The organism is Myxococcota bacterium (assembly GCA_041389495.1).
Classification (GTDB): domain Bacteria; phylum Myxococcota_A; class UBA9160; order UBA9160; family UBA4427; genus JAWKRT01.
On the sequence record JAWKRT010000001.1, the window covers coordinates 661265 to 679623 of the forward strand.

The following is an 18359-nucleotide window of genomic DNA, read 5'->3' on the forward strand; positions in this document are numbered from 1 at the left end:
GTGGCGCTCGGAGCGTCGATCCAGCAGCTCGGAGCGGGGAGCACCGCGCGCGTGACGAGCGTCGGGGCGATGACGCGCTTCGCGACGCTCATCGTCGGCGCGTGCCTGCGCCCGCCCGTCCGCATCCGCAAGCTCGTCGACGAGGTCTACGACGTCGGCGTGCTCTCGCTCGCGATCGTGTGCACCTCGGGGCTCGCGGTCGGAATGGTGCTCGGGCTGCAGGGCTACAACGTGCTCGTGCGGTTCGGCGCGGAGAGCTCGCTCGGCGTCGTCGTCGGTCTCACGCTGATCCGCGAGCTCGGGCCCGTCCTGACGGGGCTGCTCGTCGCGGGGCGCGCCGGCTCGGCCGCCACCGCGGAGATCGGCGCCATGGTCGCGACGGAGCAGATGGACGGGCTGCGCATGATGTCCGTCGATCCGATCCACTACGTCGTCATGCCGAAGGCGATCGCGCTGACGCTCGTGATGCCGCTGCTGTCGGCGCTCTTCATCGCGCTCTCGATCTTCGGCGGCTATCTCGTCGGAGTCCAGCTGCTCGGCCTCGACGGCGGCGCCTACCTGTCGAGTCTCGAGAACGGCGTGACGTACCAGGACGACGTCGTGGGCAGCCTGCTCAAGTCGTGGATCTTCGGAATGCTCGTCGGGCTGATCGCCACCTATCGCGGCTTCACCTGCGAGCCGAACTCGGCGGGCGTGAGCCGCGCGACGACGTCGACCGTCGTGACCACGTCGGTCTGCATCCTGCTCTTCGACTACGTGATCACGGCGCTCTGGGGCTTCTAGGCGCGCGGCGCACCGCCGGTGCGCGCGCGGACGCGAGGGGAAGGAAGGGACATGCAGGCTTCACCGGGACGCGACTTCGCGGTCGGGCTGTTCGTGCTCGCCGGGCTCGCCGCCATCGCCTACCTCTCGATCCAGCTCGGCGGGCTCTCCTACAAGGGCCCGGGCGGGCTGCTGCTCACCGGCAGCTTCGACGAGATCGGCGGGCTCTCGGTGCGCGCGCCCGTGACGATCGCCGGCGTGAAGGTCGGGCAGGTGACCGGCATCGACCTCGACGACGACCTGCGCGCCCGCGTGCAGATCGACGTCGACGCCTCGATCCCGCTGCCGATCGACACGGCGGCGGGCATCCGCACCCAGGGCCTGCTCGGCGACCAGTTCATCGCGCTCGAGCCCGGCGCCGAGGACGCGACGCTCGAGAGCGGCGACGTGCTCTCGTTCACGGAGAGCGCGATCAACCTCGACAAGCTGATCGGCGCCGTCGTGCACGGCGGCATCGGAGACGGTGAATGAGCGCGCGGGCGTCGGCGTCGCTGCGCGCCGTGTCCAGGGCCCTCCGAAGCTCCGCCACGGCGCTCGCGTTCGCGGGCGCACTCGTCGCCGCCGGCGCGGCGTCGGCCGACGACGCGTCGCAGGAGCACGACCCGTGGGAGGGGTTCAACCGCTCGATCTTCGCGTTCAACGAGTGGCTCGACCGCAACCTGCTGGTCCCCGTCGCCAAGGGCTGGGACTTCGTCGCGCCCGAGCCGGTGCAGACCGGCATCGACAACGTCTTCCGCAACTCGGGCATGAGCGTCGTGCTGCTGAACGACCTGCTGCAGCTCAAGCCCGTCCACGCCGCCGAGGACGTCGCGCGCGTGGTCGTGAACACCACCGTCGGCGTCGCCGGCATCTTCGACGTCGCCACGAAGGTCGGGATCCCCGAGAACGACGAGGACTTCGGCCAGACGCTCGGCTACTGGGGCGTGCCGAAGGGGCCGTACCTCGTGCTCCCGATCTTCGGCCCGTCGAACCCGCGCGACACGTTCGGCCTGCTCGTCGACCGCGCGAGCGAGCCGTGGACGTACTTCGTGAAGATCTACGTGACGGTGCCGGTCGGCGTGTTCGAGTTCGTGAACCTGCGCGCGATCTACCTCGAGGAGATCGAGGACTTCCACGAGACCGCGCTCGACTACTACGTCTTCCAGCGCAACGCCTACGTGCAGAGCCGCGACCGCGGCGTGGCCGACGAGGTCGAGCCCGCGGAAGAGACCGAGGAAGACCTGTACTACTTCGACGACGAAGAGGACGTGGAGGACTGAGTCATGCGCGCCGTCGCCGCCGCTCTCGTGGGTACGCTCTCGCTCGGGCTCGCGCTAAAGGACGCGCGCGCCGGGACGACGGCGCGCGCCGCCGTCGAGGAGACGGTGTCCGCCGTGCTCGGCGTCCTGCGGAACGAGTCGCTCGACGTCGAGCAGCGCCGCACCGAGATCGAGGGCATCGCCTACGCCCGCTTCGACTTCGAGACGATGGGCAAGCTCGTGCTCGCGCAGAACTGGAAGAAGTTCGATCCCGCGCAGCGCGACGCCTTCATCGGCGAGTTCAAGCGCCACCTCTCGCGCAGCTACGGGACGCGGATCGAGCGCTACGAGCAGGAGGAGGTCGACATCCTCGGCGAGCGCGAGGAGCAGCGCGGCGACGTCACCGTGCAGACCGCGATCCGCGGCGGCCAGTTCGACGGCATCGCGATCGACTACCGGATGCGCAGCCGCGGCGGCGACTGGCGCGTGATCGACGTCGTGATCGAGGGCGTCTCGCTCGTCTCGAACTTCCGCTCGCAGTTCAAGGACATCGTCTCGAAGGACGGCCCCGCCGCGCTGATCGCGAAGCTCCAGGAGAAGAACGCGGCGCCCGAGGTCTCGACCGAGTAGCGCCGCCGCGCGCGAGCGTCCGCGACTAGCGCGCGGCGAAGTCGAGCACGAGGCGCTCGAACGCCGCCGGATCCTCGAAGTACATCGAGTGCCCGGCGCCCGGCACCTCCGCCCATTCGCACCCGGGCACGAGCGCCGCCACCTCGCGCAGCGCGCGCGGCGGGAAGAGCGCGTCCTCCTCGGCGGCGATCATCAGGGTGGGGACGGCGTAGCCCGCGAGCTCGGACGGCGCGACGCGCGCGTCGGGGGCCGCGACGGCGCCGAGCATGCGCGGCTCGAAGCCGGTGTTGAGCGCGCTGATGCGGTCGTAGAGATGGACCATCTCGGGTCGCTCGCGCGCGAAGCGGCGCGAGAAGGTGATCGCGCCGCGCAGGCTCTCCTCTCCGCCTTCCGCGGCGCCGCGCCCGATCTCGGCCATCGCCGCGAGCACGCCGTCCGTCACGAGCCCTCCCGGCGTTCCGGCGAGCACGAGCTTCGCGACGCGCTCGGGATGGCGGACGGCGAGGGGCAGGGCGCTCCAGCCCCCCATCGACATCCCGACGACGACCGCGCGATCGACGCCGGCCGCGTCGAGCACGGCGAGCAGGTCGCGCGGGAAGTGCCGCGCCGCGAAGTCCTCCTTCGCGCAGCGCGAGCGCCCGAAGCAGCGGTGATCGAACACGACCACGCGGTGGCGGCGCGCGAACGCGGGGATCTGCTGCCACCAGACGAGCGTGTTGCCGCCCGCGCCGTGCGCGAGCACGAGCGGCGGGCCGTCGCCGTACGTCTCGTACCAGATCTCCGCGGCCTCGCCCTTCGCGTACGGCATGGCTCGTCTCCTTCGCTTCCTTCGCGCGCGCAGTGCGCGCAGCTCGCGCAGCGCGCGCCGACTCCGCGACGCGTTCTCACAGGGGCATGGCGCAGCCGTCGGCGCGCGGATCGCTCCCGCCCCAGAGCACGCCGTCGCGCGTGCGCTGCACGATCTGCCCGCGCCCGAAGCTCGCGCGCCCGAGGCCGCCGAGCACCTGCGTCTCGTGTCCTCGCGCGGCGAGCGCGCGCAGCGTGTCGGCGGGAAGCCCTTCCTCGAGCTGCACGGCGTCGCCCGCCTCGCCGCCCGGGAGCTGGAAGCGAGGCCGGTCGAGCGCGGACTGCGGATCCTCGCCGTCGTCGGCGAGCGCGACGACGACCTGCAGGTGTCCCTGCGGCTGCATGAAGCCGCCCATCACGCCGAACGGTCCGAACAGCGCTCCGTCGTCGGCGTGCGTGAGCATGCCCGGGATGATCGTGTGGTACGGACGCTTGCGCGGCGCGACGACGTTCGGGTGGCGCGGATCGAGCGAGAACCCCGCGCCGCGGTTCTGGAGCGCGAAGCCGCAGCCTTCGGGCACGAGTCCGGTGCCGAAGAACTGGTAGTTGCTGTTGATGAACGAGCACGCGTTGCCGGCCGCGTCGACGGCGCACAGGTAGACCGTGTCGCTGCCCGCGAGCGGGCGTCCCGCGAGCGCGCCGGGGTTCGCGCGCGACGGGTCGATCGCGTCGCGGCGCCGCGCGAGGTAGGTCTCGGACAGCAGCTCGTCGACGGGCACGCGCGCGTGCGCCGGGTCGGCGACGAACGCGCGCGCGTCGGCGAACGCGAGCCGCATCGCCTCGATCATCGCGTGGAAGCGCTCGGGCCCGAGCGGGTCGAGCGACGCCAGGTCGAGCCCGCGCACGAGCCCGAGCGCGATCAGCGCCGCGAGGCCCTGGCCGTTCGGCGCGCACTCCCAGACGCGCAGCCCGCGGTACTCGAGCGAGATCGGATCCTCGAAGGTCGATGCGTGCTCGGCGAGGTCGGCGGCCGCGAGCGCGCCGCCGTGGTCGCGGACGACGCGCTCGATCGCCCGCGCGACGTCGCCTTCGTAGAACGCGGCGCGCCCGCCCTCCGCGAGCGCGCGCAGCGTGCGCGCGAGGTCGGCGTTGCGGAAGCGCTCGCCGGGCGCGGGCGCGCGACCGTCGATCTGGAGCGCGCGCCCGCCGGGCGACGCGTCGAGCTGGAAGCGCGCGAGCTTCCACAGCTCGGCGGTGATCGGCGCGACCGGGAAGCCCTCCTCGGCGAGCTCGATCGCCGGCGCCAGCACGGAGTCGAGCGGCAGCGAGCCGTGCCGCTCGAGCGCGTCGCACCACCCCGCGAACGCGCCCGGCACCGTCACCGTGTGCGCGTGGAAGCGCGGCATCTCTCCGCGGACGCCATCGCGCTCGAGCCGCGCGAGGTCGAGCGCGGCGGGCGCGCGGCCCGAGCCGTTCAGCGCGTGCACGCGCCGCGTCGAGGCGTCGTGCACGAGCGCGAAGCAGTCGCCTCCGAGCCCGGTCATCACCGGCTCCGTGACCGCGAGCGCGGCCGCCGCCGCGACCGCGGCGTCGGTGGCGTTGCCGCCCTCGCGCAGCATGCGCAGGCCGGCGGCGGTCGCGAGCGGCTGGCTCGACGCGACGAGACCGCGCGTGCCGAGCACGGGCGAGCGCGACGAGCGGAACGCGAGCCGATCGTTCGGTGCCTTCGGGCGCGGCGCGCCGTTGCGCGCGGCGTCGGCGAGCGGAGCAGCGGGGTCGGTGGCGGCGGGCACGCGTCGAGTCTACTCCCACGGTGCGCTGCTAGGCTGCCCGACCGCGCCGCGCGGCCGCGCGGGCCGGAGGGTCGCGTGATCGTCGAGCTCGCGTCCATCGTCGCGCCGGTCTACGCGATCGCGGGCCTCGGGTGGGCGTGGGCGCGCTCGCGGCGCCACTTCGACGGCGCGTTCGCGACCGACCTCGTGATGACGGTCGGCGCGCCCTGTCTCGTGTTCTCGAGCCTCTCCCGCCTCCACATGGACGGCGGCGCGCTCGTCGAGATGGCGCTCGCCACCGCCGCCGCGCTCGCCTGCTCGTTCGCGATCGGCGCCGTCGCGCTGCGAGCGGCGGGGCTCTCGCTGCCCACCTTCCTCGGGACGCTCGTCTTCGGCAACACCGGCAACATGGGCCTCCCGCTCTGCTACTTCGCGTTCGGCGACGAGGGGCTCGCCTTCGGCGCGTGCTTCTTCGCCGTCGCGTCGATCGCGCACTACACGGTCGGACAGTGGGTCTGGAGCGGGCGCGTCTCGCTGCGCGAGGTGAACACGCCGCTCAGCTGGGCCGCCGTCGCCGCGGTGGTCGTGCTCGCGACGGGCGCGCGCGTGCCCGCGTGGGTCGACCGCACGACCGCGACGCTCGGTGGTCTCGCGATCCCGCTCATGCAGCTGTCGCTCGGCGTCTCGCTCGCGCAGCTGCGCCTCGCCCACGTGCCGCGGACGCTCGCGCTCTCGCTGCTGCGGCTCGGCATGGGCTTCGGCGTGGGCGTCGCGCTCGCGCACGCGTTCGCCCTCGAGGGCGTCGCGCGCGGCGTGCTCGTGCTCGACTGCGCGATGCCCGCCGCGGTCTTCAACTACATGATGGCGGCGCGCTACGACCGCGAGCCGGCCGAGGTGGCGAGCGTGGTCGTGCTCTCGACGCTGCTCGCGTTCGGGACGCTCCCGCTCGTGATCGGCTGGCTGCTCGCAGGCGGCTGACGGCGCCCGATGCGGCCGTCCCGGTGCCTCCGATGGGGTCGATCCCTGACTGGAGGTCGGAGGCTTCTCGCCTACGCTGCGCGCGCGTTCGGCCGATGAGGGCCGCGGCGCGCGGCCGCGCGGTGAGGAGCAGGCTCATGGGCAGCTATCTGAACGACATCGTCCGCACCTACATGGATCACATGATCGACTGGGAGTCGATGCTGCGGCTGCGCAAGGGCGACGACGTCGACGTCGCCGCCGAGAAGGCCGCGCTGGTGGAGGTGCTCGAGACGGCGGCCGCGATCTGCGAGGAGATCGAGCCCGAGGCGCGCGCGGGATGGGAGAACGCGTCGCGGCTCGTCGACGGCGAGGTCGTGTATCCGCCGCACGTCGAGCGCGGCTACGCGAAGCTCGCCGAGGCCGGGCTCATCTCGTTCGGCGTCGACGAGCAGTACGGCGGCTTCGGGCTCCCGGCCTTCGTCTCGAACCTGATCCTGCAGATGGTCTCGCGCGCGGACGCGGGCCTGATGACGATCGTCGGGCTGCAGGCCGGCGTCGCCGAGGACATCCAGCTCTACGCGGACGACGAGCTCAAGCAGGCCTACCTGCCGCGCTTCGCCTCGGGCGAAGTGATGGGCGCGATGGACCTGACCGAGCCGAACGCCGGCTCCGACCTCGGCGCGATCACCACGCGCGCCGACGAGAAGGACGGCGACTTCTTCCTCTCGGGCCAGAAGATCTTCATCACGAACGGCGGCTGCGAGGTGCACCTCGTGCTCGCGCGCGACGCCGACACGTACGAGGCGTCGAAGGGCACGACGCGCGGCCTCTCGCTCTTCCTCTGCCCGCGCACGCTGCCCGACGGCGCGGTGAACGCCGTGCGCGTGCAGCGCCTCGAGCACAAGCTCGGCATCCACGGCTCGCCGACGGCCGCGATCGAGTTCGACGAAGCGCGCGCGTGGCGCGTCGGCGAGAAGGGCCAGGGCTTCAAGGCGATGCTGACGCTGATGAACAACGCGCGGCTCGGCGTCGCCGCGCAGGGCGTCGGCATCTCGGAGGCGGCGCTCCACGCCGCGCTCGCCTACGCGAAGGAGCGCAAGCAGTTCGGCCAGCCGATCGCGAGCCAGCCGCTCATGAAGAACATGCTCGCGAAGATGGCGCTCTCGCTCGAGGGGAGCCGCGCGCTGCTCTATCGCGCGTGCATCCTCGTCGACCGCAACAAGGCGATCGACGCGTTCCTCGCGCGCGGCGAGGGCGACGTCGGGCGCGCGAAGGAGCTGCAGGCCGAGCGCGAGCGCAACGCGACCCGCATCCGTCTGCTCACGCCGCTCGCGAAGTACCTGGCGACCGAGACGTGCGACGAGGTGAGCCGCAAGGCGATCCAGGTGCACGGCGGCATCGGCTTCATGGCGGAGAGCGAGGTCGGCAAGCTCCACCACGACGCGATCATCACGACCATCTACGAAGGCACGTCCGAGATCCAGGTCTCGTTCGCGCTGAAGGAGATCGGCAAGGGCGCGCTCGGCGTCGTCTTCGAGGAGCTCGGACGGGAGCTCGACCACGTCGACGACCCGCGCCTGCGCGAGTTCGCCGCGAAGGTGCGCGCGGGCATGCAGCGCATCCTCGAGTCGTCGGCCGCGCTGCTCGCGGACTTCGGCTACGCGCTGCTCTCGGCGCAGCTGCTCGCCGACGTCGTGATCGACGTCGTGGTCGCGGCCGAGCTGCTCAAGCAGGCCCAGGCGAGCCCGGCGCGCTTCGACCTCGCCGCGTCGTGGATCAACCAGAAGATGCTCGACGTCGACGCGAAGACGCGCCGCATCCAGGACGGCGGCAGCGCGCGCATCGATCGCTGCGAGAAGATCCTCGGGCTCGCGGAGTAGCGCCGCCGCGGCGCGGCGCCGCGCCTAGCCTCCCGACGCGATCGACTCGGCCTCGGCGCCCGGCGGCGTGTCGTCGTCGACCTGCTCCCGGTAGCCCTCGGGCAGCGCGACGCGCTGCCGCCCGCCGCGCTTGCCGCGACGCGCGCGCATCGCCGACGGCGGGAACCACATCTCCGGGTCGACCTCCGCGAGGATCGCCTCGAGCTCCGCGACCGAATCGATCGCGATCAGCCGGTCGCGCAGGCGCGCGCTCTGCGGGAAGCCCTTCGTGTACCAGGTGGCGTGCTTGCGGAAGTTGCGCGCGCCCTGGCGCTCTCCCATCCACTCCGCGAGCAGTCGCGCGTGCTCGACCATCACGCGCGCGATCTCGCCGAAGCGCGGCGGGTCGGGCGGTTCGCGTCCGTCGAACACGCACGCGAGGTCGCGGAACAGCCAGGGGCGCCCGAGGCAGCCGCGGCCGACGACGACGCCGTCGCAGCCGGTCGCGCGCATCATGCGCAGCGCATCGCCCGCCTCCCAGACGTCGCCGTTCCCGAGCACGGGGATCGTGCGGACGAGCTGCTTCAGCTCGCCGATCGCGTCCCAGCACGCGTCGCCGTCGTAGTGCTGCGCGGCCGTGCGCGCGTGCATGGCGACGGCCGCACAGCCCTCGTCCTCGCCGATGCGGCCCGCGTCGCGGAAGGTGAGCCAGTCGTCCTCGATGCCCATGCGGAACTTGATCGTGACGGGAACGTCGCCGGCCGCGCGCACGGCCGCGCGCACGATGCGCGCGAGCAGGCGCGGCTTCGCGGGGAGCGCCGCGCCGCCGCCGCGGCTCGTCACCTTGCGCACCGGGCAGCCGAAGTTCATGTCGAGGTGGTCGACGCGGCCCTCGCCGCACAGCCACTCGACCGCGCGCCCCACCCAGAGCGGGTCGACGCCGTAGAGCTGGAGGCTGCGCGGGCGCTCGTCCGGGTCGAACCCGGCGAGGCGCAGCGTCTTCTCGTTGCCCTCGACGAGCGCGCGCGCGGTGATCATCTCCGACACGTACAGGCCCGCGCCGAAGCCGCGGCAGATGCGCCGGTAGGGCGGGTTCGTGATGCCCGCCATCGGCGCGAGCACCACCGGCGGCCACACGCGCAGCGGGCCGATCGCGACGGGCGCGAACTCGCCCGGCGCGGCGGGCGCGACGTCGCGGTTCTCCGCGCTCTTGTAGCGATCGTCCACGCCGTGGTGCTCCCGTTCCCCGCGAGCGCCTACACTCGGCCGGCGCCGCGCGAGCCGACCAGCGTGGCGGGAGGAACGAGCTTGCGCAACGCCGGCCCCGGACGCGCGCCGAGACGCCGATCGCCCTCGGTCGCCGCCGCCGTCTGCGGCGCCCTCCTCGCGCTCGCGCCCCCCGCGCCCGACGCGCGCGCGACGAGCGACGTCGAGTCCGCGATCGAGGACACGGTGATCGTGCGCGTGCTCGACCGCGAGGTCGTGGGCGTCGACGCGGTCGCGCGCGGCTCGAGCTCGCTGCGGCTCGACCCGGGCGAGCGGCTGCTCTCGCACGAGGCGCGCGGGCGCATCGGCATCGTCGTGACCAACCGCCGCCTGCTCGGCTTCTCCGCGAAGTCGGGCTGGACGGAGCGGCGACTGCGCATCGCCGAGTCGACGCCGTCGCGCGCGGACGTCGACGCGCGACTCGCGCTCTTCCTCACCTCGCAGCGCGCGATCGGCTTCGACGGCCACTGGCGCGAGGAGGTCCTCTCGCCGCAGGAGGCCGTGCAGCGCTCGAGCCTCGCGTCGAGCACGGCGCTCGTCGTCACGAACCGCCGCGCGATGGGGCTCTCGCCGGCGTCGGGCGGCTTCGTGTCGATCCCGCTGCGCGTCCACGAGGACGTCGAGCAGGCGCGCGCCGTCGCGACGCTGGCCGAGGTCACCACCTCGCAGCGCGTGCTCGTCTTCAGCGCCGGCGACGGCACGTGGACCGAAGAGCTCCGCACGCTCGACTGAGGGCCGGCGCGCCGGGAGCCGCGGCGGCCCGCTCGGGCCGCGTCGTCGGCGTCGGCCTGTGCGTCGTCGACCACGTGTATCGCGTCGACGACCTCGCGCTCGCGGGTGCGCGCACGCGCTACCGCGAGCGGGTCGTCGCGCCGGGCGGCATGGCGGCGAACGCGCTCGTGCAGGCGGCCGCGCTCGGGTGCCGCGCGGAGCTGCTCTCGGCGGTCGGCGACGACGCGGAGGGGCGCGCGCTCCTGCGCGCGCTGCGCGCGCGCGGCGTCGCGACCCGCCGCGTCGCTCGCAGCCCGGCGGCCGCGACGCCGGTCGCGCTCGTGCTGGTCGACCGGCGGACGGGCGAGCGGCGCTTCGTCGTGCGCGACCGGCGCGCGCTCGAACGCGGCGCACCGCGCTTCGACCTCGCGCCCGTACGACGCGGCGCGGTCGTCGTCTGCGACGGCCACTTCGCCGGGCGCGCGCGCGAGGCGCTCGCGAAGGCGCGCGCCGTCGGCGCCGCGACCGTCGGCGACTACACGCGACCCGGTCGCGCCGTCCTCGGGCTCGTCGCGCTCACCGACTTCCCGATCGTGCCGCTCGAGTTCGCGGAGCGCTTCGCCGCGGGCGACGTCCGCGAGACGCTGCGCGCCCTGCGCGCGCGCTCGGGCGGGACGCCCGTGGTCACGCTCGGCGCGCGCGGCGCGCTCGCGCTCGTCGGCGGCCGGTTCCGTCGCATCGCGCCGCACCGCGTCCGCGCCGTCGACACGACGGGCGCGGGCGACGCCTTCCACGGCGCGTTCGCCGCCGGCGTCGCGCGCGGGCTCCCCGTGCTCGAGAGCCTCGCGGTCGCGAGTCGCGCCGGGGCGGTCGCGTGCACCGCGCTCGGCGCGACGGCGCGGCTGCTCGGCGAGCGCGACCTCCCCCGCGGCGCGCTCGGCGCTTGAAGGGGCCGGGCGGATCGCCGAACCTCCGCGCCCGAGGGTGGGAGGGGAATGGCCCGGGCCAAGGCGAGCTACGACGAGAAGTCGATCCAGACGCTGGACGCGCTCGAGCACATCCGGCTGCGCACCGGCATGTACATCGGCCGGCTCGGCAACGGCACGCATCCGCTCGACGGCATCTACGTGATGCTGAAGGAGGTCGTCGACAACGCGATCGACGAGTTCATCATGGGCGAGGGGCGGCGCATCGTGATCGAGCGCGACGGCCCGTCCATGAGCGTGCGCGACTTCGGACGCGGCATCCCGCTCGGCAAGCTCGTCGAGTGCGTCAGCCAGATCAACACCGGCGGCAAGTACAACGACGACGTGTTCCAGTTCTCGGTCGGCCTGAACGGGGTCGGCACGAAGGCGGTGAACGCGCTGTCCTCGGAGTTCGAGGTCACGAGCTGGCGCGAGGGCCGCTTCCGGCGCGCCGAGTTCGCGCGCGGCCGCCTCGTGCGCGACGCGAAGGGCAAGGACGAAGAGACGCCGACCGGCACCCACGTCCGCTTCACGCCCGACCTCGAGATCTTCAAGCGCTACGACTGGAACGAGGAGTTCGTCGCGCAGCGCCTGCGGTACTACGCGTTCCTCAACGCGGGCCTCACGATCGAGTACGCCGGCGAGAAGTACCGGAGCGCGCGCGGCCTCGCCGACCTGCTGCAGCACGAGATGGGCGACGAGCCGCCGCTCTACGACGTCGTCTACTTCAAGGGCGAGCGGCTCGAGTTCGCGTTCACGCACACGCACGCGTACGGCGAGACGTACTTCTCCTTCGTGAACGGCCAGTACACGAACGACGGCGGCACCCACCAGAGCGCGTTCCGCGAGGGCGTGCTCAAGGGCGTCAACGAGTTCGCGAAGAAGAACTTCGCCGGCGAGGACGTCCGGGACGGCATCGTCGGCGCGGTCGCGATCAAGCTGCAGGACCCGGTCTTCGAGAGCCAGACGAAGAACAAGCTCGGCTCGACCGAGGTGCGCGGCACGATCGTGTCGCAGGTGAAGGACAACGTCGTCCGCTGGCTGCACCAGAACCCGGAGCAGGCGCAGCAGCTCGTCGCGAAGGTGGTCGCCAACGAGCGCGTGCGGAAGGAGCTCACGGCGATCAAGAAGGAGGCGCGCGAGCGCGCGAAGCGCGTCGCCATCCGCATCCCGAAGCTCACCGACTGCAAGGTCCACTTCGACGATCCGAAGGGGAAGCGGCGCGAGGAGACGACGATCTTCATCGGCGAGGGCGACTCCGCGGGCGGCGTGATGATCCCGTCGCGCGACGTCTTCACGCAGGCGGTGTTCACGCTGCGCGGCAAGCCGCTCAACTGCCACGGCCTCAAGCGCGACGCGATCTACAAGAACGAGGAGCTCTACAACCTCATGCGCGCGCTCGGCATCGAGGACGGCGTCGAGGGGCTCCGCTACAACCGCGTCGTGCTCGCCACCGACGCCGACGTCGACGGCATGCACATCCGCAACCTGCTGCTGACGTTCTTCCTGCGCTTCTTCGAGGAGCTCGTGGTCAAGGGCCACCTCTACATCCTCGAGACGCCGCTCTTCCGCGTCCGCAACAAGCGCGACACCCGCTACTGCTACTCCGAGGACGAGCGCGACGCGGCGATGCGCGCGCTCGACGGGCCCGAGGTGACGCGCTTCAAGGGCCTCGGCGAGATCGGCCCGCGCGAGTTCAAGCAGTTCATCGGCGACGAGATGCGGCTCGTGCCGGTGTCGGTGCAGAGCATCGGCGAGGTCTCGAAGCACCTCGACTTCTTCATGGGGAAGAACACGCCCGAGCGGCGCGACTTCATCGTGAACAACCTGCACGCCGACGTCGTGCAGGCCTAGGGCTCCCGGATGGCGCAGCTCGAAGCGCTGATGCGCGAGCACTTCGTCGACTACGCGAGCTACTTCATCCTCGATCGCGCCATTCCCGACATCCGCGACGGCCTGAAGCCCGTGCAGCGGCGCATCCTGCACACGCTCTTCTCGATGCACGACGGGCGCTACCACAAGGTGGCGAGCATCGTCGGCGAGACGATGAAGCTGCACCCGCACGGCGACGCCGCGATCGGCGACGCGCTCGTCGTGCTCGCCAACAAGGACTTCTTCATCGATCGCCAGGGCAACTTCGGCGACCCGCTGACGGGCCAGCCCGCCGCCGCGCCGCGCTACATCGAGGCGCGGCTCACGCCGCTCGCGCTCGAGACGCTCTTCGACCCGGACCTGACGCCGTACGTGTCGAGCTACGACGGGCGCAACAAGGAGCCCGTCTGCCTGCCCGCGAAGCTGCCGGTCGTGCTGATGCTCGGCACCGAGGGCATCGCGGTCGGCATGTCGACGAAGATCCTGCCGCACAACCTCGCCGAGCTCTGGCGCGCGCAGATCGACCTGATCCAGGGGAAGCCGGTGACGCTCCTGCCGGACTTCCAGCAGGGCGGCCTGATGGACGCGTCGGCCTACGACGACGGCCGCGGCAAGGTCGAGGTGCGCGCGAAGATCGAGGCGCGCGACGAGAAGCACGTCGTCGTCCGCGAGATCCCCTACGGCACGACGACCGAGAGCCTGATCGCGTCGATCGAGGCGGCCGCCCAGCGCGGTCGCATCAAGGTCGCCTCGATCAACGACTTCACGACGGACCGCGTCGAGATCGAGCTCGCGCTCCCGCGCGGCGTCACGGCGGACGAGGTCATCCCGCAGCTCTACGCCTACACCGACTGCAGCGTCTCGGTGTCGTCGAACCTGATCGTCGTGCGCGATCGCAAGCCCGAGCAGCTCAGCGTGAGCGAAGTGCTCACCTGGCTCACGCAGCAGCTCCGCGAGCAGCTCGAGGCCGAGCTCGAGTTCGAGCGCGCACGCCTCGTCGACCGCAAGCACTGGCTGACGCTCGAGCGCATCTTCGTCGAGAAGCGCGTGTACAAGCGCATCGAGAAGGCGCGCACCGGCGAGGCCGTCCGCGACGAGGTGTGGGAGGGCATGCACGAGCACGAGCGGCTCTTCGTGCGGCCGATGGTCGAGGAGGACGTGAAGCGCCTGCTCGACCTCCGCATCCGGCGCATCTCGCTCTTCGACATCGAGAAGAACAAGAAGGACCTGAAGGACGTCGACGACGGCATCAAGGCGTGCGACCGCAAGCTCGCCCACATGAAGAAGACGACGATCGACTACGTGAAGGGCCTGCTCGAGCGCTACGGCGACCAGTTCCCGCGCCGCACGTCGGTCACGCAGATCGAGGCCGTCGACAAGAAGGCGGTCGCGCTCCAGAACGTCAAGCTCTCGTACGACCCCGACACCGGCTTCTTCGGCTCGGCCGTGAAGGGCGAGCGCTTCAAGCTCACCGTCAGCGAGTTCGACCACGTGCTCGCGATCGCGCAGGACGGCACGTACCGGATCATGCAGGCGCCCGAGAAGCAGCTCTTCTCCTCGAAGCTCCTGTACTGCGCGCCGTTCGACCCCGAGAAGCCCGAGGACTTCACGGTCGTGTACCGCGACGCGAAGCGCTTCGCGTTCGCGAAGCAGATCTCGATCGACAAGTTCGTGCGCAACCGCGAGTACCAGCTCGTGCGCGACAAGGCGGGCCGCATCGATCTCCTCTTGCGGCCGCCCGAGGCGGGCGTCGTCACGCTCGAGTTCGTGCCCGCGAAGCGCCAGCGGCTGAAGAGCGCGAAGTTCGACCTCGGCGAGCTCGTGCCGACGGGCACGACGGCGCGCGGCACGCGCCTCGCGCCGAAGCCCGTCGCGAAGGTGTCGCACGCGCCGCGCAAGGAGCCGCCGCCGCGCAAGCTCGGCGGCGGGATCTCGACGGCGCCGCGCTCGCGCGCGGGCCGCGCGGCGGCGTCGAAGACGCGCGGCGGCGCGCCGGGCACGGGAAGGCCGGGGCAGGGCGAGCTCTTCTGATCTCCGGCCGCCTCGGGCCCGAGCGCGCGGGCGGCGGATGCAACGCGGTGCGCGTCGGGGCCGCGGCGGTTGCGCGGCGCGCGCGCGCCGCCGATGCTCGGCGCGTGCCGATCACGCGTCGACAGCTGCTCGGGCTCGGCGTCGCCGCGGGCGCGGCGAGCGCCGCCGGCCTCGCGGCGCTCGAGCTCGCGGCGCGGCGCGCCGGCGGCCCCGGGCTGCTCGAGCTTCCCGCCGCGCTCGCCGACCCGACCGGCGTCCACGCGCTCCGCGTCGGCCGCGCGTGGCTGCGCGCGCACCCCGCCGAAGCCGACCGCGCCGTGCTCGAGCGCCTGCTCGGCGACCTCCCCGAGGCCGCGCGCCGCGGCGGCCTCGACCTGCGCGACGAACGCGTGCGCGCCTGGCTGCGCGCGCGCCAGCGGGACGACTTCGCGGACGGCGGCGTGGTCGAGCTCGACGGCTGGTGGCTCTCGCAGACCGAGGTCCGCTTCTGCGCGTGGCTCGCCGTCCGACAGGCGTAGGAGCGCGCGCGTGATCGTCGACGCGGTCGAGCTCGAGGACGGCGCGATCGTCCGCGCCGACGTGTGCGTCGTCGGCGCCGGCGCCGCCGGCATCGCGCTCGCGCTCGAGCTGCGCGACCGCGGCCTCGAGGTCGTCGTGCTCGAGGGCGGCGGCCTCGAGCTCGAGCCGGATGCGCAGGCGCTCTACGCGTCGGCGCAGGTCGGCATCCAGACCGATCCGCTCGACGTGAACCGCTTGCGCGTGCTCGGCGGGACGACCGGCCACTGGGGCGGCTGGTGCTTCCCGCTCGACGAGAGCGACTTCGAGGAACGGCCCTGGATCCCGCACAGCGGCTGGCCGTTCGCGCGCGCGGCGCTCGACGACGACTACGCCACCGCGCACCGCATCCTCGGCTTCGACGCGTTCGACTACGACTTCCGCCGCTGGCGCACGGACGAGGAGGCGCGCGACGACGTCGGCCTCGACACGCCGACGCTGCGCAACTTCGTGATCCACCGCAGCCGCCCGCCGATCCGCCTCGGTACCGCCTACCGCGACGCGCTGCGCGACGCGCGCGACGTGCGCGTCGTCCTGCACGCGAACGCGCTCGAGATCGAGGTCGACGGCGAGGCCCGCACGGCGACCGGCGTGCGCGCGTCGACGCTCGCCGGCCGCGCGCTCCGCGTGCACGCGCGCCGCTACGTGGTCGCGACCGGCGCGGTCGAGAACGCGCGCCTGCTGCTCGCGTCGACGTCCGTGCAGCGCGAGGGGCTCGGCAACGGGCGCGACCTCGTGGGGCGCTTCTTCCTGCAGCACCCGCAGGTGGTCGAGGCGCGCTGGGCGACGGACCCGGGAATGGAGGCGATGGTCGGGCGCGGCAGCGCGTCGCCGCACGCGATCGTCGCGACGGCGGTGACGCCCGCGGCCGCGCGCGCCGAGCGGATGGCGGGCTACCACGTGCTCGTGCTCGGCGGGGGCTCGCCGCACCGCAAGGGCATCCTCGGGCCGGTGCGCGAGGCGGTCGAGCAGCTGCGCGCCATCTACGACCCGGCGGGCGGCGAGCGGCTCGAGCGCGACGTCGCCGCCTTCGTCGCCGGCGTCGAGCACGACGCGCGCGGCGCGCGCGAGGGCTTCGTCGCGACGCTCGCCGAGCGGCCCGAGCAGGTGCCGAACCCCGACAGCCGCATCACGCTCGGCGAGGAGCGCGACGCGCTCGGCATGCGACGCGTGGTGATGGACTGGAGGCTCGGCGAGCTCGACCTGCACACGCTCGCGCGCGGGCGCGCGCTCGTGGCGAAGGAGCTCGGGCGCCTCGGGCTCGGCCGCGTGCGCGACTGGCCCGCCGGCTACGACCCGAGCGCGCGCGGCGCGGGCTACCTGCACGGCGGGCACCACCACTTCGGGACGACGCGCATGAGCGACGACCCCGCGCGCGGCGTCGTCGACCGCAACGCGCGCGTGCACGGCATCGACAACCTCTACGTCGCGGGGAGCTCGGTGTTCCCGACGTGCGGCTTCGCGAACCCGACGCTCACGATCGTGGCGCTCGCGGTGCGGCTCGCGCGCGAGCTGCGGCGAAGCCTCGGGGCCGAAGGCTAGGCGCGCGGGAGGCGCGAGTGCGGCGCCGGTGCGAGCGCGCGGTGCGCGCCGCTCGCGAGCGCGCGGATGTCGAGGTCGCCCGGGCAGGCGCTGCGGCAGACGGGAGACGCGCAGGTCGCGCACGCCGCCGCGGGCGCGGCGAGCGCCGCGTACTCGCGCGCGGCGACGTCGGGCCGCGCGTAGCGCTCGGCGTACATGCGCGCGCGCAGCGCTCCCGCGACGTCGACGCCCGCCGGGCACGCGCTCGCGCAGTCGCCGCAGCCGAGCTGGCAGAGCGCGCCCGCGTTGCGCGCCTCGTGGCGCAGCAGCGCCTCGGTGTCGGCGAGCGTCGGCTCGCTCGCGCCCGACGCGACGAGGTCGTGGTCGACCTCCTCGCGGCTCAGCATGGTCACGATCAGGCCGTGGACGTGCGGGCCGGCGAGCACCCAGCGCAGGGCGGCCTGCGTCGGGCTCGCGCCGTCGCGCCGGAAGCGCGACAGGTCGTTGTACTGCGCGCCGCGGCGCGTCTTCATCACCATCACGCCGTGGCCGCTCGCGTGCGCGCGCTCGAGCAGGCGCGGCAGCTCCGACTGATAGGCGACGAAGTCGAAGCCGCCCGTGAACACGTCCTTGAAGCGCTGCGCCTGCGTCCAGAACGAGGGCAGGTTCGCGTAGTTGTGCGCGAGCAGGAACACGTCGGCCAGGTCGTCGTCGATCGCCGCGTCGACGCACTCGGCGAGCCGTCCGCCGTGGCCCGACATGCCGCTCGCGCGGATCTTCCCCTGCTGCTTCGCGCGCGCGACGAACTCGCTCCACTCGGGGTTGCGGATGCGCTCGACGCGGTTCACGGCGTGGTTGAAGAAGACGTCGACCCGGTCGGTGCGCAGCCGCCGCAGGCTCCCCTCGAGCGAGCGCATGATCTCGTCGCGCGTCGCGTCGGCGCGCGCCATGCACTTCGTCGAGAGCGTCACGCGCGCGCGATCGCCGGCGAGCGCGCGGCCGATCGTCTCCTCGGAGCGGCCGTCGGCGTAGTCGGGTGCGGAGTCGAAGTGCGTGACGCCGCGGTCGAGCGCGTGACGGACGACGTCGTCCTGGCCGTCGAGGCCCCAGCCGCCGAAGCCGATGTCGGGGATCTCGATGCCCGTGCGGCCGAGCACGGAGCGCCGCCGGATCTCGGGCGTCTGCGCGGGCGTGCGCCCGCCGGTCGCGGCGTCCTCCGCGCCCGCGCCGTCGCATCCCGAGAGCAGCGCGATCGAGCCGAGGCCGACGCGCGCCGACCCGCGGAGGAAGGCGCGCCGGTCGATGCCCGCGTCGCGCTGGGCGCGCTCGCCGCGGCCGCGCGCTTCGCTCTCGTCGTCGTCGCGCATCGCT

At 73.1% G+C, this 18359-nt stretch carries 16 protein-coding genes; 12 read left to right on the forward strand and 4 right to left on the reverse strand.

What is annotated here, in order from left to right; translation table 11 throughout:
• The 4 genes from R3E88_02920 to R3E88_02935 are packed head-to-tail and all read left to right on the forward strand — an operon-like array spanning position 1 to position 2690.
• Positions 1-783: an MlaE family lipid ABC transporter permease subunit gene (locus R3E88_02920; GenBank protein MEZ4215405.1), complete on the forward strand. Its 783-nt coding sequence runs from the start codon at positions 1-3 to the stop codon at positions 781-783.
• Between the two features lie 51 nt (positions 784-834).
• Positions 835-1293, forward strand: a complete 459-nt coding sequence (mlaD, locus tag R3E88_02925) for an outer membrane lipid asymmetry maintenance protein MlaD (GenBank protein ID MEZ4215406.1) — start codon at positions 835-837, stop codon at positions 1291-1293.
• The gene (locus R3E88_02930; GenBank protein ID MEZ4215407.1) at positions 1290-2081 is read left to right on the forward strand and encodes a VacJ family lipoprotein; all 792 of its coding nucleotides are present in this window, start codon (positions 1290-1292) and stop codon (positions 2079-2081) included. Before mlaD ends, R3E88_02930 begins: the two co-directional genes overlap by 4 nt.
• A gap of 3 nt (positions 2082-2084) precedes the next feature.
• Complete coding sequence (locus R3E88_02935) at positions 2085-2690, forward strand: ABC transporter substrate-binding protein (protein MEZ4215408.1); 606 nt, start codon at positions 2085-2087, stop codon at positions 2688-2690.
• Positions 2691-2715: 25 nt separating this feature from the next.
• Here R3E88_02935 and R3E88_02940 read toward each other — a convergent pair whose 3' ends face one another.
• Complete coding sequence (locus R3E88_02940) at positions 2716-3498, reverse strand: alpha/beta fold hydrolase (protein ID MEZ4215409.1); 783 nt, start codon at positions 3496-3498, stop codon at positions 2716-2718.
• 76 nt (positions 3499-3574) lie between these two features.
• Positions 3575-5269, reverse strand: coding sequence for a gamma-glutamyltransferase family protein (locus R3E88_02945; GenBank protein ID MEZ4215410.1), 1695 nt, complete (start codon positions 5267-5269; stop codon positions 3575-3577).
• Positions 5270-5344: 75 nt separating this feature from the next.
• Here R3E88_02945 and R3E88_02950 point away from each other — a divergent pair, with 75 nt between their 5' ends.
• Both R3E88_02950 and R3E88_02955 read left to right on the forward strand, forming a co-directional pair.
• Positions 5345-6226, forward strand: coding sequence for an AEC family transporter (locus tag R3E88_02950; protein MEZ4215411.1), 882 nt, complete (start codon positions 5345-5347; stop codon positions 6224-6226).
• Between the two features lie 137 nt (positions 6227-6363).
• The gene (locus R3E88_02955) at positions 6364-8088 is read left to right on the forward strand and encodes an acyl-CoA dehydrogenase family protein (protein MEZ4215412.1); all 1725 of its coding nucleotides are present in this window, start codon (positions 6364-6366) and stop codon (positions 8086-8088) included.
• A gap of 24 nt (positions 8089-8112) precedes the next feature.
• On the opposite strand, the gene dusB is transcribed toward R3E88_02955, so the two are convergent.
• Complete coding sequence (gene dusB, locus R3E88_02960; protein ID MEZ4215413.1) at positions 8113-9294, reverse strand: tRNA dihydrouridine synthase DusB; 1182 nt, start codon at positions 9292-9294, stop codon at positions 8113-8115.
• A gap of 81 nt (positions 9295-9375) precedes the next feature.
• Here dusB and R3E88_02965 point away from each other — a divergent pair, with 81 nt between their 5' ends.
• From R3E88_02965 to R3E88_02990, 6 genes are all read left to right on the forward strand, one after another.
• Positions 9376-10065, forward strand: a complete 690-nt coding sequence (locus tag R3E88_02965) for a hypothetical protein (GenBank protein MEZ4215414.1) — start codon at positions 9376-9378, stop codon at positions 10063-10065.
• A 74-nt stretch (positions 10066-10139) separates the two neighbouring features.
• On the forward strand, positions 10140-10991 hold the full coding sequence (locus tag R3E88_02970) for a PfkB family carbohydrate kinase (protein MEZ4215415.1): 852 nt from the start codon (positions 10140-10142) through the stop codon (positions 10989-10991).
• Between the two features lie 48 nt (positions 10992-11039).
• On the forward strand, positions 11040-12863 hold the full coding sequence (locus R3E88_02975) for an ATP-binding protein (protein MEZ4215416.1): 1824 nt from the start codon (positions 11040-11042) through the stop codon (positions 12861-12863).
• Between the two features lie 9 nt (positions 12864-12872).
• Positions 12873-14912, forward strand: a complete 2040-nt coding sequence (locus tag R3E88_02980; GenBank protein MEZ4215417.1) for a DNA topoisomerase IV subunit A — start codon at positions 12873-12875, stop codon at positions 14910-14912.
• Between the two features lie 104 nt (positions 14913-15016).
• On the forward strand, positions 15017-15430 hold the full coding sequence (locus tag R3E88_02985) for a hypothetical protein (GenBank protein MEZ4215418.1): 414 nt from the start codon (positions 15017-15019) through the stop codon (positions 15428-15430).
• Positions 15431-15440: 10 nt separating this feature from the next.
• Positions 15441-17009 (forward strand): GMC oxidoreductase, encoded by a 1569-nt coding sequence (locus tag R3E88_02990; GenBank protein ID MEZ4215419.1) that lies wholly within the window; start codon positions 15441-15443, stop codon positions 17007-17009.
• Here R3E88_02990 and R3E88_02995 read toward each other — a convergent pair.
• Positions 17006-18355: an aldo/keto reductase gene (locus R3E88_02995; GenBank protein MEZ4215420.1), complete on the reverse strand. Its 1350-nt coding sequence runs from the start codon at positions 18353-18355 to the stop codon at positions 17006-17008. The two genes, R3E88_02990 and R3E88_02995, sit on opposite strands and share 4 nt — an antisense overlap.
• Positions 18356-18359: the final 4 nt, after the last annotated feature.

Excerpts from the sequence above, each read along its gene's own strand:
- mlaD (MEZ4215406.1), top strand. The coding sequence starts at position 835 with ATGCAGGCTTCACCGGGACGCGACTTCGCGGTCGGGCTGTTCGTGCTC.
- R3E88_02930 (MEZ4215407.1), top strand. The coding sequence starts at position 1,290 with ATGAGCGCGCGGGCGTCGGCGTCGCTGCGCGCCGTGTCCAGGGCCCTC.
- R3E88_02940 (MEZ4215409.1), bottom strand. The coding sequence starts at position 3,498 with ATGCCGTACGCGAAGGGCGAGGCCGCGGAGATCTGGTACGAGACGTAC.
- R3E88_02980 (MEZ4215417.1), top strand. The coding sequence starts at position 12,873 with ATGGCGCAGCTCGAAGCGCTGATGCGCGAGCACTTCGTCGACTACGCG.
- R3E88_02975 (MEZ4215416.1), top strand. The coding sequence starts at position 11,040 with ATGGCCCGGGCCAAGGCGAGCTACGACGAGAAGTCGATCCAGACGCTG.
- R3E88_02995 (MEZ4215420.1), bottom strand. The coding sequence starts at position 18,355 with ATGCGCGACGACGACGAGAGCGAAGCGCGCGGCCGCGGCGAGCGCGCC.
- R3E88_02935 (MEZ4215408.1), top strand. The coding sequence starts at position 2,085 with ATGCGCGCCGTCGCCGCCGCTCTCGTGGGTACGCTCTCGCTCGGGCTC.
- R3E88_02955 (MEZ4215412.1), top strand. The coding sequence starts at position 6,364 with ATGGGCAGCTATCTGAACGACATCGTCCGCACCTACATGGATCACATG.